The following is a 13524-nucleotide window of genomic DNA, read 5'->3' on the forward strand; positions in this document are numbered from 1 at the left end:
TCGCGGCCAAACGAGCGCGGCCCCGTCCACGGCCAAGCCGCCGGCGAAGCGGCCGGCAGCTTGTATAAAAACGTAAAAGAGTGTTAAGAATGATAATATTTTGCATTTTCTAATGCAAATCATTATCAACAAAGATGAGGAGCCGAGCACGGAAACAGCCAGAAAGCCTTATATTTTTGCAGGTAAAACAAGCGCTGCAATAACAAGCAATCATTTCAATGCTAAGAATAATATAGATAAATTATTCACCTCCAAAGCCCTACCTGCCCGGCATCGCTAAAACCCCTTATAAATAGCACCTTCGCGCCAAATGGATTAAATAATAATAATTTTCATTCCTATTAACATTTGGATATATTCTTGCAGTCTCGTTGGCTGAATCAAAATGGATACCCGATGAAAGCTTTGACCACGATGCAGGCCGCCTATTGGGTAGGCCGACAGTCCGCTCCTCCCCTCGGCGGCATGGCCGCCCACCTGTATGCGGAATTCGACGGCGGCGAGCTGGATCTCGTCCGACTACGCCAGGCCGTTGATGCGCTGTACCTGCATCATCCGCTGTTGCGCCTGCGCATTACCGATGATGGCCGGCAGACGATCGCGCCTCCCGGCCCCCGGCACACCTTGCATATCGACGACTGGCAACATGCCGATGAAGCGACGCTGGCGGCCGCGCTCGCCGCCAAACGCCAGGCGAAAAGCACCCAGCTGCTGCCGCTGGAGCAGGGCGTGCCCTGCGATATCAGCCTGAGCCTGTTGCCGGAAGGGCGCAGCCGCCTGCATGTCGATCTCGATATGATCGCCGGCGATGCCATGAGCTTTCGCCTGTTGATGGAAGATCTGACGGCGTTTTATCACCAGTGCCCACCGGCGCCCCCCCATGACATGCCGCCGGCCTACTTCGATCACCTCGAACAACGCGACGCCGACGAGGCGCTACGCCAGCGGCGCGAACGCGGCCAGCGTTGGTGGCGTGAGCGCCTGGCGCAGGTGCCACCGGCGCCGCACCTGCTGCGCACGCCGGACCGCTGCCGCAGCGATCGCCTGGCCATACAGCTGAATGCGGAAGAAAGCCGCGCACTGGAGGACGTCGCCAAACGGCACCACACCTCGCTCTCGACGCTGTTTTTAGCGCTGTTCGCGCTGGCCGTCGGCCAGGGTTGGAACATGACGCGCTTTCGGCTCAACGTGCCGCTGTTCCACCGCGAGAGCGAGCGGGAGGACGCGCATCGCCTCATCGGCGATTTCTCTAACCTGGTGCTGCTCGGCGTGGAGCTGAACCCGACGGAAAATCTGAGCGCCTTCTGCCGGCGCCTGATGACGCAGCTGGCGGAGCTGATCGAGCATGCGGATTACCCCGGCGTGAGCGTGATGCGCGATCTGTCGCGCCTGCACGGCAGCCTGCAGCCTTCGCCGGTGGTGTTTACCGCCGGTTTCGGCATCCGCGGCAAGACGCTGTTTTCCGAACGGGTCACCGACACCTTCGGCCATCTCGGCTGGGTCATCTCTCAGGGGCCGCAGGTGGCGCTGGATGCGCAGGTCGCCCACGTCGACGACGGCATTCTGATCAACTGGGACGTGCGGCTGGATGCGTTCCCCGAGCAGGTGCTGCCACGCCTGCTGGCCTGTTACCTGGCGCTGCTGCACTTGGCCGCGCGGCAAACGGAGGCGTTCGATCGCCCGCTGTCGCAGCTGTTGGCGCAATGCACGCCCGACGCGCTGGCGCAGCAGGCACCGGTGCGCCAGGTGCTGCATCGGCTGCTGGCGCGGGTGGCCCCCGGGGCCGGCTTGCGCGACCACGACGATATCCGCCGGTTGGCCTTGCCGGATGCCGGGGTGAACGCGCTGCTGACGGTGCTCAACAAGTATCTGGCGGCGGCGCTGACGGCACAGGATCTGGCGGCGCATTCCTCCCCTGCGGCGCTGGCGGCGCTGATCTGCCAACGCTCGCCCGAGGCAGGACGGCATGCGAAAACGCTGCTCGCCGCGCTGGCGCCGCAGCACTGAGATCGGTTTCCGGGCGCGCGGCGCCCGGCTCGTTTTAATCGGTTAGCGACTATAGGGAAGTACCATGGAGACAGCATTAACCGCACTGCAGCAGGCCTATCTTCTGGGCCGCAGCGATCGATGGCCGCTCGGCGGCGTGGCGATGCACGACTTTCGCGAATACCGCGCCCGGCAGCCGGATATGCCGCGCTTTGAAGCGCGCCTGACCGAGCTGGTACAGCACTACCCGGCGTTGCGCACCTGCATTGATGTGCAGCGCGGCACGCAGCACGTACGCCCGGAGGTGACGCTGCATCTGGATCGTCACGATCTGCGCGCCCTTGATGGCGAAGCGGCGCAGCGCCAGGTCGAACAACTGCGCGAGCGTTACTCCCACCAGCGCCACGATCCGAGCCAACCGCTGTGGCGCATCGCCGTGATCCAACTTGCCGAACAGCAGGATCCGACGGGATCGCCGTACGATACGCTGATCTTTACCAGTTTCGATGCCTTGATCCTCGACGGCCAAGGGATCTCCACCGTGATCGCACGCCTGTTCGACGATCGCCCTCTGACGCCGACCGCCGCCGCGCTGCCGCTCCCCACCGCATCGGCGGCGCAGCGCCAGGCCGACGCCGCCTACTGGCGCGAAAAGCTGCAGGATGTCACCACGCCGTCGGCGTTGCCGTGGCGCGCCCCGCTCGCCAATCTCACCTCGTCGCGCTATCGCCGCGCCAGCCTGACGCTGCCGCGCGATACGATAAAACGGCTTGGCCGTCTGGGATCGCCGCATGCGCTGCTGCGCAACAGCCTGCTGTCGGCGCTGATCCTCGATACGCTGGCCCACTGGACCACCGACGGCGAGCTGTGCGTCGGCGTGCCGGTAGCGTTCCCCGCCGCCGACGGCGCTCTGGGCAACGCCTCCAGCTTCGTGGCGGTGCACTATTCCCGCCACGGCGAAGACTTTATCCAGCGCGCGCAAGCCTTACAGGACGACGTGCTCGGCGCGCTCGACCACCTGACGTTTTCCGGCGTCGATCTGGCGCGGCAGTTGCTCGGCCAAAGCCAGGGCGGCCCGGCGCTGCCGGTGATCCTGACCAACTGCCTGGGCTGGGAAACGCTGCCGGCCGAGGCGCCGGTGCGCTTCCACGACGGCCTGACCCAAACGCCGCAGGTCGCCATCGACATTCGCCTGACGCTGGACAGCGAAAAAAACCTGCAGCTGTGCGTGGACTACGCCGAGCAGGCGCTGCACGGCGAGCAGGTAGAAGCCATGCTGGCGGCACTGCAGCGACGCATCCTGCACAGCTGTCAACGGGCCGACCTGGCGATCGCGCCGCGGGACTTCATCGATCTGACGCATTACCGCCACAACGACAGCGAAGCGAATTACGCACCTTATCCTTATTTGGCGCAGCTGGCCGAGCGGCTGTTTGGCGTACAAAACGGCGGCAACGCGCTGATCTGCGGCGAACAGACGCTGACCTACCGCGAACTGGGCCAGCGGATCGCCACGGCGATCGCCAACCTGCAGAGCCGCGGCGTGCAGCCGGGCAACGTGGTGGCGCTGTATCTGCCGCGCAGCCCGGAACAGATCATCTTCAGCCTCGCCTGCGCCCTGCAGGGCGTGATCTGGGTGCCTGTCGATATCAACTCGCCGCCGGAGCGCACCGCCTACCTGCTGGAAAACTGCCGGCCGACGCTGGTGGTGCACGGCGGCGATCTGGAGACGCCGATCGGCGTAACGCCGGCGGCCCTGCTGGCGCCGACGGATCGCGCGCCTGCGCTGCCGGATGAACAGACGTTGGCGGAACGCAGCGCCAGCCAGGCCGCGAGCTACTACCTGTATACCTCCGGCACCACCGGTAAACCCAAATGCGTGGTGCTCAACAACCGCGCCACCGCCAACGTCGTCCACCAGACTCAGCAACGCTGGGCGGTCACTGCCGACGACGTCTTCATTTCCGTCACGCCGCCGCACCATGACATGTCGATGTTCGATCTGTTCGGTTCGCTGTGCGCCGGCGCCACGCTGGTACTGCCGGCGCCGCATCAGGAAAAGGACGCCATCAGCTGGAACCAGCTGGTGGAAAAGCACCGGGTCACCCTGTGGTGTTCGGTGCCCGCCATTCTGGAGATGCTGCTCACCTGCAAAACGGCCGACAGCCTGCGTTCGCTGCGCCTGGTGGCGCAAGGCGGCGACTACATCAAGCCGGCGACGGTGCAAACCCTGCGCACCCTGCGCCCGGATCTCGCGCTGTTCTCGCTCGGCGGGCCGACCGAAACCACCATCTGGAGCATCTGGCACCCGATCGCCCCGCAGGAGAGCGGCACCGTGCCTTACGGCCGCCCGCTGCCGGCCAACCGCTACTTCATCTGCCATGACGACGGCAGCCACTGCCCGGCCGACGTGGTCGGCCGCATTCATACCGCCGGGGTCAACCTGGCGTTGGGCTATCTGGAGCAGGGGGAGCTGAAGCAGCATGACTTCGTCACCCTCGAAGGGCCGGACGGGCAACCGCTGCGCGCTTTCCGCACCGGCGATCAGGGCTACTACCGTGCGGACGGCAACATCATGTTCGCCACCCGGGTGAACGGGTATGTGAAGATCCGCGGCGTGCGCGTCTCGTTGCCGGAAATCGAAGATGTGCTGCGCCGCCATCCGGCGATCCTGGATATGGTGGTGGTGGACTATCCCAGTGGAGAGAACAACGAAGCGGCGCTCGGCGCCCTGTATCTGACCCGCGACGGCAAACCGCTGCCGCTGTCCGAGATCCGCGCCTTCGCCACCGGCTATCTGCCCTGCACCCATATTCCCACGCGCTTTATCCATGCCGAGGCGCTGCCGCTGTCCGCCAACGGCAAAACCGACCGCCATCGCATCCGCGCCGACCTGAGCGACCAGCAAACCGCGCCGGCGCTGAACGCCTGTGCGGCGCCGCCGCCGAACGCGCCTTTGGCGCGCAGCGCAGAGATCCTGACTATTTACTGGCAGGCGATCGGCGTAACGCCACGCCCGGAATGGGGGGAAGAGACGGCGTTTATCACCATGGGGCTGAAGTTGCCGCATATCAAACAGGTGGCGGAGCGCCTCAATGACGCTTTCGGCACCCGGCTGGTAAGCAGTTCGCTCCTGCCATGCAAGAACGCGCGCGAAGTGGCGGCATTGCTGGCCAATTGATGCCATAAAACTCGGGCGGGGACATCCCCCGCCCGCACTTTATCAGGCAGGCAACGCCGTCAGAGCCGCCAGCGGTTGTTCCCAGGCTTCCCGCTGCAGCGCGCGCAACAGAAACTCTTGCAGCGCCTCGCCATAGTCCAGCACATCCTCCGTCGGGAACTGTTCCAGATAAATATCGATATCGACCTGCAGATCGCGGGCGTCGGTGCGGCCGCGATAAGTCAGATTAAAACCGTCGCCCGAACCGCCGGCCAATACGCGGCGGGTGCCGCTGCAGCCGGTAAACCGGGGCGCATCGAAGGGTTGCACGTTGATGAAAGGAGAAATAAAGAAGCGCGAGTCTGGCTCCACGCCGCGATCGGCGGCCAGTTGACGCAGGCGGTAGCCGGCGTGGCTGCGCAGCTCCCGCAGTTGCTGCGCCATCGTCATCAGAAAATCTCCCAGCGTCGCCGACGGGGGTGGCGACACCAGCAGCGGCAGCGTGTTGACCGCCAGCGAAGGCACGTTGGTGGCAGCCTGCCCGCGGCGATTCATCGCCGGCATCCACATCGGCAGCGTATCGCCTTGTCGGGTGTCGCGCGGCATCACCTGAAACAGCCAGGCCGCCGACAGCGCCACCAGCAAGTCGGGCCAATTGATGCCGCTGCGTTCCGCCAGCTGTGCCAGCCGTTGCGATACCGCCGCCGGCAGCCGGTGGTGGGTGCTTAGACGCCGCACGCCATAGGCCTCACCGCCCTTGCGCACCGTCGGCAGCGCCTGCGACGGCGGCAGATAGCTCTGCCAAAAGCGCCGATCGCGCTCGCATCGCTCAGAATCAGCGTAGGCCAGCTCGGCCTGTTGAAAGGCGTCAAAGGCGCCTAAGGGAATACCCGCGCTGCCTTCACCCAGATAGTGCGCATACAACGCGGCGCAGCGGTGTTCAATCAAGGCCATGCCGAAGCCATCAACCAGAATATGGTGCGCACGCACGTACCAGAGGTAGCGCTCCGGCCCCAGCTTGAGCAGCCAGGCGGCGGCTAGCGGCTCGCTGTCCAGCGCCCGGCGCTGCGCGATATCTTCGCGCATCAGGCTTTGCGCCGCCTGCCAGGGATCGCCGTGCGTTTGCAGATCGATGCGTTGTAATGGCGGTATGCGTTGTGGATCGTGCCGTAACGGCGGAGGAGCGTCGCCACGCCGCTCACCAAAGCGCAGGGCAAACGCCTGCGTCTCGGCGAGGGTAGTGGCGATCGCCCGGCAGAGCGTCTCTTCCTCTACTGCGCCGCACAGTTCGGTGCAGTGTGCGACGGTGGACAGGGTCTGCCCGGGGTGCAAGGTGTGTTCTTCCCAGAAATCAAGCTGCGCTGGCGCCAGCGGCAACCATTCAGAGGCCAAAGCGGTGTCCGACATGTTACCTACCTTTGATAAGCCCGAATAAAGACGCCGAACGGGCATAACCCGCCGTTCAACGGCTTTTGCGTGTCTCCATACATCATCAAATGAAAATGATAATAACATCTATTATCATTTCTATTAATTTGGTAACACTTTAGATTCTGTTAAGCGGGGATGCAAGTCGCGCAATAGGGCAAAGAAAAGAAAGCGGCAGGTTGAAGGGCCATAAAAACAAAACGCCCCGGCACAACTGCCCGGGGCGTTTTTAACATCGGCGAGACTCGGCGATTAGGCCTGATTGGCCGGCTTCACCTTCTGCGCCAGAAACTCCGTTTCGTAGGCCAGCGCCTTCTTGCGATCGAACTGGTGCTCCCATTTGGCGATCACCAATACCGCCAACGCGTTACCCACGACGTTCAGCGCGGTGCGCGCCATATCCAGGATACGGTCCACGCCGGCGATGAACGCCAGGCCTTCCAGCGGAATGCCGACGCTGCCCAGCGTGGCCAGCAGCACCACGAACGAGACGCCCGGCACGCCGGCGATCCCTTTCGAGGTGACCATCAGCGTCAGCACCAGCACGATCTCCTGCCCCAACGACAGCTCGATGCCGTACAGCTGGGCGATAAAGATGGCGGCGATGCTCTGGTACAGCGTCGAGCCATCCAGGTTAAAGGAGTAGCCGGTCGGCACCACGAAGCTGGTGATCGACTTGGGCGCGCCGTAAGCCTCCATCTTTTCGATGATGCGCGGCAGCACCGTTTCCGAGCTGGCGGTGGAATAAGCCAGGATCAGTTCGTCTTTCAGGATGCGGATCAGCGTCCAGATGCGCAGGTTGCACAGCCGGGCGACCGCCCCCAGCACCACCAGGGCGAAGAACGCGATGGCGAAGTACACCAGCACCACCAGTTTGGCCAGCGGCAGCAGCGAAGCGAAACCGAAGTTGGCTACCGTGACCGCAATCAGGCCAAACACCCCGATTGGCGCATAGCGCATGATCATGTGGGTGACTTTGAACATGCTTTCGGACACCGCCTTGAACACCTTCAGCAGCGGCTCTTTGGTCTCTTTCGGCAACGACGACAGCCCCAGACCGAACAGCACCGAGAAGAAGATAATCGGCAACATGTCGCCCTTGGCCATCGACGAGAAGACGTTCGACGGGATCAGCGACAGAATGGTCGCCACCAGGCTGTGCGAACCGCTTTGCACCTGTTCGGTGGTTTTCTCATACTGCGAAATGTCCACCGTGGTCAGCGTCGACATATCGATGCCGTGGCCGGGTTGGAATACGTTGGCCAACGTCAACCCCACCACGATGGCGACGGTGGTGATCACTTCGAAGTAGATAATGGTTTTCAATCCGATACGGCCCAGCTTTTTCGCATCGCCCACGCCGGCAATACCGACGATCAGCGTGGAAATAACGATCGGCACCACAATCATCTTGATCAGACGAATAAAGATATCGCCCGCCGGGCTGAGAATATTACTCACCAGCCACTCACGAGATTCGGTCTGGTTGTGCAATACCGCGCCAACAATAATACCCAGTACCAACGCGATCAGGATTTGCCAAGCCAGGCTAATTTTTACACTTTTCATACCCAAAAAGTCCTCAAAGACCCTTTTCGCCGTACAAAGTCGCAACACGGCGAAAAGAATACTTAATCATTTATTACAGGCTTATGTTAATTCAGTGGAAGCGTTCACCTGCCCTGGGTGCGACGCAGTATAAATCTGTATCATCCGGGCGGCATGCTCTGCAAGCCTTGATTTGTCAGGGTTGAGCGCTGAATCCAATAACAAAAATTTCGCGTTACTATTTCAAGCGGCATAATTGCTTGTTATTAAAAACATAATTTTTCATACAAAGAAGCACACAAGCACGCCGGCGACGATTTTTTGAACGCCATTAAAATGCGTTATTTTTCACCCATTCTGCATATTTAATCCGCATAAAATGTTTATATTTTGTTACTTAAAAGTCAAATAAATGAGAATTGACCGAGTGACACTTTCGGCCATAAATGCAGCGCCACTTTATATTCAGATTAAAAAACGAACGATATCGCAGAGCGAATGCCATAAGGCATCATCCGACCTTTCATCAGGAATTAAGGTTAATAAAACGTTATTTCACGATGTGTCGTCCATCGTTATATGGTGTTAATACCAACTTCGAATATTAATAGCGAAAAATAATCCAAAAAGATTTATAGCGAGAAATAATTATGACCCTGCGCGTATCTATTAATATCGAGGCAGTTACCCCCGTCTTTGTTTATTCTTTTTTGTTCTTTATATAAGTGTTTTTGGTTAAAAATGCGGGTTTATGGGGATTTAAGCACCAAAGAGATAGATATGCCCTGCAAATGCGACAGAACGATTACAAATCAATATCTTTGTTGCGTGATCTGCCGCGCAAAAAAGAAACAAAGAATCGTAGCAAACTATACTTAACCTTCAGTTGACATATCATTAACAACTTCAAGGAGAAAAGCTATGAGCCAACTGCATAAACACGCTATTCCTTCTGCAATTGCAGAACGCGCCCTGATTAATCCGGCACAATACCAAGAGTATTATCAACAGTCGGTTCAAGACCCAGAGGCTTTCTGGGGTGAGCATGGCAAAATCCTGGATTGGATCAAACCCTATACCAAAGTTAAAAATACCTCGTTCGATCCGGGCCACGTCAGCATTCGCTGGTTTGAAGACGGCACGTTGAACCTGGCGGCCAACTGTCTGGATCGCCATTTGGCCGAGCGCGGCGACCAAACCGCCATTATCTGGGAAGGCGATGACCCGACCCAATCCAAAAAAGTGACTTACAAACAGTTGCACCATGACGTCTGCCAGTTCGCCAACGTGCTGAAAAAGCTCGGCGTGAAAAAGGGCGACGTGGTGGCTATCTATATGCCGATGGTGCCGGAAGCGGCGGTCGCGATGCTGGCCTGTGCGCGCATCGGCGCCGTACATTCGGTGATCTTCGGCGGCTTCTCGCCGGAAGCGGTCGCCGGGCGCATTATCGACTCCAACGCCAAGCTGGTGATCACCGCCGATGAAGGCCTGCGCGCCGGCCGCGCCGTGCCGCTGAAAAAGAACGTCGATGATGCGCTGAAAAATCCCAGCGTGGTCAGCGTCGCCAACGTGGTGGTGTTCCAACGCACCGGGAAGCCGGGCTACTGGCAGGAAGGGCGCGATCTGTGGTGGCATGAGCTGATCCAGGGCGTCTCCGCCGACTGCCCGCCGGAAGAAGTGAACGCCGAAGATCCGCTGTTTATCCTGTACACCTCAGGCTCGACCGGCAAACCGAAAGGCGTGCTGCACACCACAGGCGGCTACCTGGTGTACGCCGCGATGACCTTTAAATATGTGTTTGACTACCACGACGGCGACATTTACTGGTGCACCGCCGACGTGGGCTGGGTTACCGGCCACAGCTATCTGCTGTACGGCCCGCTGGCCTGCGGCGCCACCACGCTGATGTTCGAAGGCGTGCCTAACTATCCGGGCGTCAATCGCCTGTCGCAGGTGATCGACAAGCACCAGGTCAACATTCTGTATACCGCACCAACCGCCATTCGCGCCCTGATGGCCGAAGGCGACAAGGCGATCGAAGGCACCCGACGCGATTCGCTGCGCATCATGGGCTCGGTCGGCGAGCCGATCAACCCGGAAGCCTGGGAGTGGTACTACAACAAGATAGGCAACGCAAAGTGCCCGATCGTCGACACCTGGTGGCAAACCGAAACCGGCGGCTTCATGATTACCCCGCTGCCGGGCGCCACCGAGCTGAAGGCCGGTTCCGCCACGCGGCCGTTCTTCGGCGTACAGCCGGCGCTGGTCGATAACGTCGGCACACCGCAGGAAGGCGCCTGCGAAGGCAACCTGGTGATCGTCGACTCCTGGCCGGGCCAGGCACGCACCCTGTTCGGCGATCATGACCGCTTCGAGCAAACCTACTTCTCGACCTTCAAAGGTATGTACTTCAGCGGTGACGGCGCCCGTCGCGACGAGGACGGTTACTACTGGATCACCGGCCGCGTCGACGACGTGCTGAACGTCTCCGGCCACCGTCTGGGCACCGCCGAGATCGAGTCTGCGCTGGTATCGCACCCGAAAATCGCCGAAGCCGCGGTGGTCGGCATTCCTCATAACATCAAAGGCCAGGCGATCTACGCCTACATCACGCTGAACCACGGCGAAGAACCGACGCCGGAGCTCTATACCGAAGTGCGCAACTGGGTGCGCAAAGAGATAGGGCCGATCGCCACGCCGGACGTGCTGCACTGGACAGATTCGCTGCCCAAGACGCGCTCCGGCAAGATCATGCGGCGTATCCTGCGCAAAATTGCCGCCGGCGACACCAGCAACCTGGGGGACACCTCCACGCTGGCGGATCCGGCCGTAGTCGACAAGCTGTTGGAAGAAAAACAATCAATGAAAGTGCCGTCATAATTTACGCCGCTTCAGGCCGTTCATTCGGATAACGCGCCGTTGAGCGGCCCTGGCGCGGCGTAATCTCTCAATACCGACTGGAGACACTCTGATGAATGACACCATTTATCAAGGGATTGAAGAAAACCCGCGCTTTAAAGAGCTGGTGAGAAAACGCGGCCGGTTCGCCTGGCTGCTTTCGCTGATTACGCTGGCGCTGTACGTCGGCTTTATTCTGTTGATCGCCTTCGATCCGCAATGGCTCGGCACGCCGATCGCCGCCGGATCGACCATCACCCGCGGGATCCCGGTCGGCGTCGGGCTGATCGTGATCTCTTTCGTCTTGACCGGGATCTACGTGTTTCGCGCCAACGGCGAGTTCGATCGCCTCACCGCAGAAATTCTGCGTGAGGTGAAACAATGAAGCGCTTATTCTCTGCCACCGCGCTGCTGTTGCTGCCCGGTCTGGCCTGTGCCGAAGCCATCGGCGGCGAAGTGCATCGTCAGCCGCTGAACATCCAGGCGATCGTGATGTTTATCCTGTTTGTCGGCGCCACGCTCTACATCACCTATTGGGCGTCCAAACGCACCCGTTCCCGTCAGGATTACTACACCGCGGGCGGGCGCATCACCGGCCTGCAAAACGGGTTGGCGATCGCCGGCGACTTCATGTCTGCCGCCTCGTTTCTCGGCATCTCCGCCCTGGTCTACACCTCGGGCTATGATGGCCTAATCTATTCCATCGGCTTCCTCATCGGCTGGCCGATCATTCTGTTCCTGATTGCGGAGCGCCTGCGCAACCTCGGCCGCTATACCTTTGCCGATGTCGCCTCTTACCGCCTAAAACAGAAACCGATCCGCACCCTGTCGGCCTGCGGCTCTTTGGTGGTGGTGGCGCTGTATCTGATCGCGCAGATGGTCGGCGCCGGCAAGCTGATCCAGCTGCTGTTCGGGCTCAACTACCACGTGGCGGTGATCCTGGTCGGTATCCTGATGGTGCTGTACGTGCTGTTCGGCGGCATGCTGGCCACCACCTGGGTGCAAATCATCAAGGCGGTGCTGCTGCTGTCCGGCGCCAGCTTTATGGCGCTGATGGTGATGAAGTCGGTTAACTTCGACTTCAACACCCTGTTCGCCGAAGCGGTGAAGGTGCATCCGAAAGGCATCGCCATCATGAGCCCAGGCGGCCTGGTGTCCGATCCGGTTTCCGCGCTGTCGCTCGGCCTGGCGCTGATGTTCGGCACCGCCGGTCTGCCGCACATCCTGATGCGCTTCTTCACCGTGAGTGACGCCAAAGAAGCGCGCAAGAGCGTGTTCTACGCCACCGGTTTTATCGGTTATTTCTATATCCTGACCTTTATCATCGGCTTCGGCGCCATCTTGTTGGTCAGCGCCAATCCGGCGTTCAAAGACGCCACCGGCGCGCTGCTGGGCGGCACCAACATGGCGGCGGTGCACCTGGCCAATGCCGTTGGCGGCAACTTCTTCCTCGGCTTTATCTCGGCGGTGGCCTTCGCCACCATTCTGGCGGTCGTTGCAGGCCTGACGCTGGCCGGCGCCTCGGCCGTTTCCCATGATCTGTACGCCAGCGTGATGAAAAACGGCAAGGCAACCGAGCGCGACGAACTGAGAGTATCCAAGATCACCGTTGTAGTGCTAGGCATTGTCGCCATTGCCCTGGGGATCTTGTTCGAGAAGCAGAACATCGCCTTTATGGTCGGGTTGGCGTTCTCCATCGCCGCCAGCTGTAACTTCCCTATCATCATCCTGTCGATGTACTGGTCGCGTTTGACCACTCGCGGCGCGATGATTGGCGGCTGGCTGGGCCTGTTGACGGCAGTGATTCTGATGATCCTCGGCCCGACGATCTGGGTGCAGATCCTCGGCCATGAAAAACCGATTTACCCGTATGAATATCCGGCGCTGTTCTCGATGATTGTCGCCTTTGTCGGTACCTGGCTATTCTCGATCACCGACAGCTCGCTGGCCGGGCAGCAAGAGCGGGAACGCTTCCGGGCTCAGTTTGTCCGTTCGCAAACCGGGTTGGGCATCTCTCAGGGCAGCTCGCATTGACCGAATAATAAGTGAAAAAAGCAAACACACCCTAATCAAAGGCCCTTCGGGGCCTTTTCTCTGGCTGTTTTGTCGGAGAAACAGCGCAGTGTAGCTGCGCTTTTTTGCGTTTTTACGCATAGCAAAAAGCCCTGAACGTCAGTTCAGGGCTTTCGGCTTGGTTTGATGCCTGGCAGTTTATGGCGGGCGTCCTGCCCGCCCCCCTTCGGGCCGTTGCTTCGCAACGTTCAAATCCGCTCCCGGCGGATTTGTCCTACACAATTCGTCTCATCCTGAGACTCTCCCCTCCGGGGCCGCCGCGAGCGGCGTTAAGGCCCGTTCCCGACGGGCCTTTCGCATGCCCATGCTCGTGCAGAACGCCAGATAACAGACAAAACAAAAAGCCCCATGCTTTCGCATGAGGCTTGTTGTTTTATTTGATGCCTGGCAGTGTCCTACTCTCGCATGGGGAGACCCCACACTACCATCGG

General features: G+C 60.1%; 7 protein-coding genes. 5 read left to right on the forward strand and 2 right to left on the reverse strand.

Annotated elements, in window-relative coordinates:
* Positions 1-396 precede the first annotated feature (396 nt).
* Both ACJ8PI_RS16270 and ACJ8PI_RS16275 read left to right on the forward strand, forming a co-directional pair.
* Positions 397-2007, forward strand: coding sequence for a condensation domain-containing protein (locus tag ACJ8PI_RS16270; protein ID WP_060439184.1), 1611 nt, complete (start codon positions 397-399; stop codon positions 2005-2007).
* Positions 2008-2071: 64 nt separating this feature from the next.
* A complete protein-coding gene (locus ACJ8PI_RS16275) occupies positions 2072-5167 on the forward strand; it encodes an amino acid adenylation domain-containing protein (protein WP_164134903.1) in 3096 nt (1031 codons plus the stop codon).
* 42 nt (positions 5168-5209) lie between these two features.
* On the opposite strand, the gene ACJ8PI_RS16280 is transcribed toward ACJ8PI_RS16275, so the two are convergent.
* Complete coding sequence (locus ACJ8PI_RS16280; protein ID WP_164134904.1) at positions 5210-6553, reverse strand: condensation domain-containing protein; 1344 nt, start codon at positions 6551-6553, stop codon at positions 5210-5212.
* A gap of 273 nt (positions 6554-6826) precedes the next feature.
* A complete protein-coding gene (gene gltP, locus ACJ8PI_RS16285; protein ID WP_015376334.1) occupies positions 6827-8143 on the reverse strand; it encodes a glutamate/aspartate:proton symporter GltP in 1317 nt (438 codons plus the stop codon).
* 900 nt (positions 8144-9043) lie between these two features.
* Here gltP and acs point away from each other — a divergent pair.
* From acs to actP, 3 genes are all read left to right on the forward strand, one after another.
* The gene (gene acs, locus ACJ8PI_RS16290; RefSeq protein ID WP_033655143.1) at positions 9044-11002 is read left to right on the forward strand and encodes an acetate--CoA ligase; all 1959 of its coding nucleotides are present in this window, start codon (positions 9044-9046) and stop codon (positions 11000-11002) included.
* A gap of 91 nt (positions 11003-11093) precedes the next feature.
* Positions 11094-11405 (forward strand): DUF485 domain-containing protein, encoded by a 312-nt coding sequence (locus tag ACJ8PI_RS16295; protein ID WP_004930047.1) that lies wholly within the window; start codon positions 11094-11096, stop codon positions 11403-11405.
* Positions 11402-13054, forward strand: coding sequence for a cation/acetate symporter ActP (gene actP, locus ACJ8PI_RS16300; protein ID WP_041037522.1), 1653 nt, complete (start codon positions 11402-11404; stop codon positions 13052-13054). Before ACJ8PI_RS16295 ends, actP begins: the two co-directional genes overlap by 4 nt.
* Positions 13055-13524 lie beyond the last annotated feature (470 nt).

The organism is Serratia sp. CY82433 (assembly GCF_052166535.1).
Taxonomy (GTDB): Bacteria; Pseudomonadota; Gammaproteobacteria; order Enterobacterales; family Enterobacteriaceae; genus Serratia; species Serratia sarumanii.

Bases quoted from the DNA above. Each gene is read 5' to 3' on its own strand.
- ACJ8PI_RS16270 (WP_060439184.1), top strand. From the start codon at position 397: ATGAAAGCTTTGACCACGATGCAGGCCGCCTATTGGGTAGGCCGACAG.
- ACJ8PI_RS16275 (WP_164134903.1), top strand. From the start codon at position 2,072: ATGGAGACAGCATTAACCGCACTGCAGCAGGCCTATCTTCTGGGCCGC.
- ACJ8PI_RS16280 (WP_164134904.1), bottom strand. From the start codon at position 6,553: ATGTCGGACACCGCTTTGGCCTCTGAATGGTTGCCGCTGGCGCCAGCG.
- gltP (WP_015376334.1), bottom strand. From the start codon at position 8,143: ATGAAAAGTGTAAAAATTAGCCTGGCTTGGCAAATCCTGATCGCGTTG.
- acs (WP_033655143.1), top strand. From the start codon at position 9,044: ATGAGCCAACTGCATAAACACGCTATTCCTTCTGCAATTGCAGAACGC.
- ACJ8PI_RS16295 (WP_004930047.1), top strand. From the start codon at position 11,094: ATGAATGACACCATTTATCAAGGGATTGAAGAAAACCCGCGCTTTAAA.
- actP (WP_041037522.1), top strand. From the start codon at position 11,402: ATGAAGCGCTTATTCTCTGCCACCGCGCTGCTGTTGCTGCCCGGTCTG.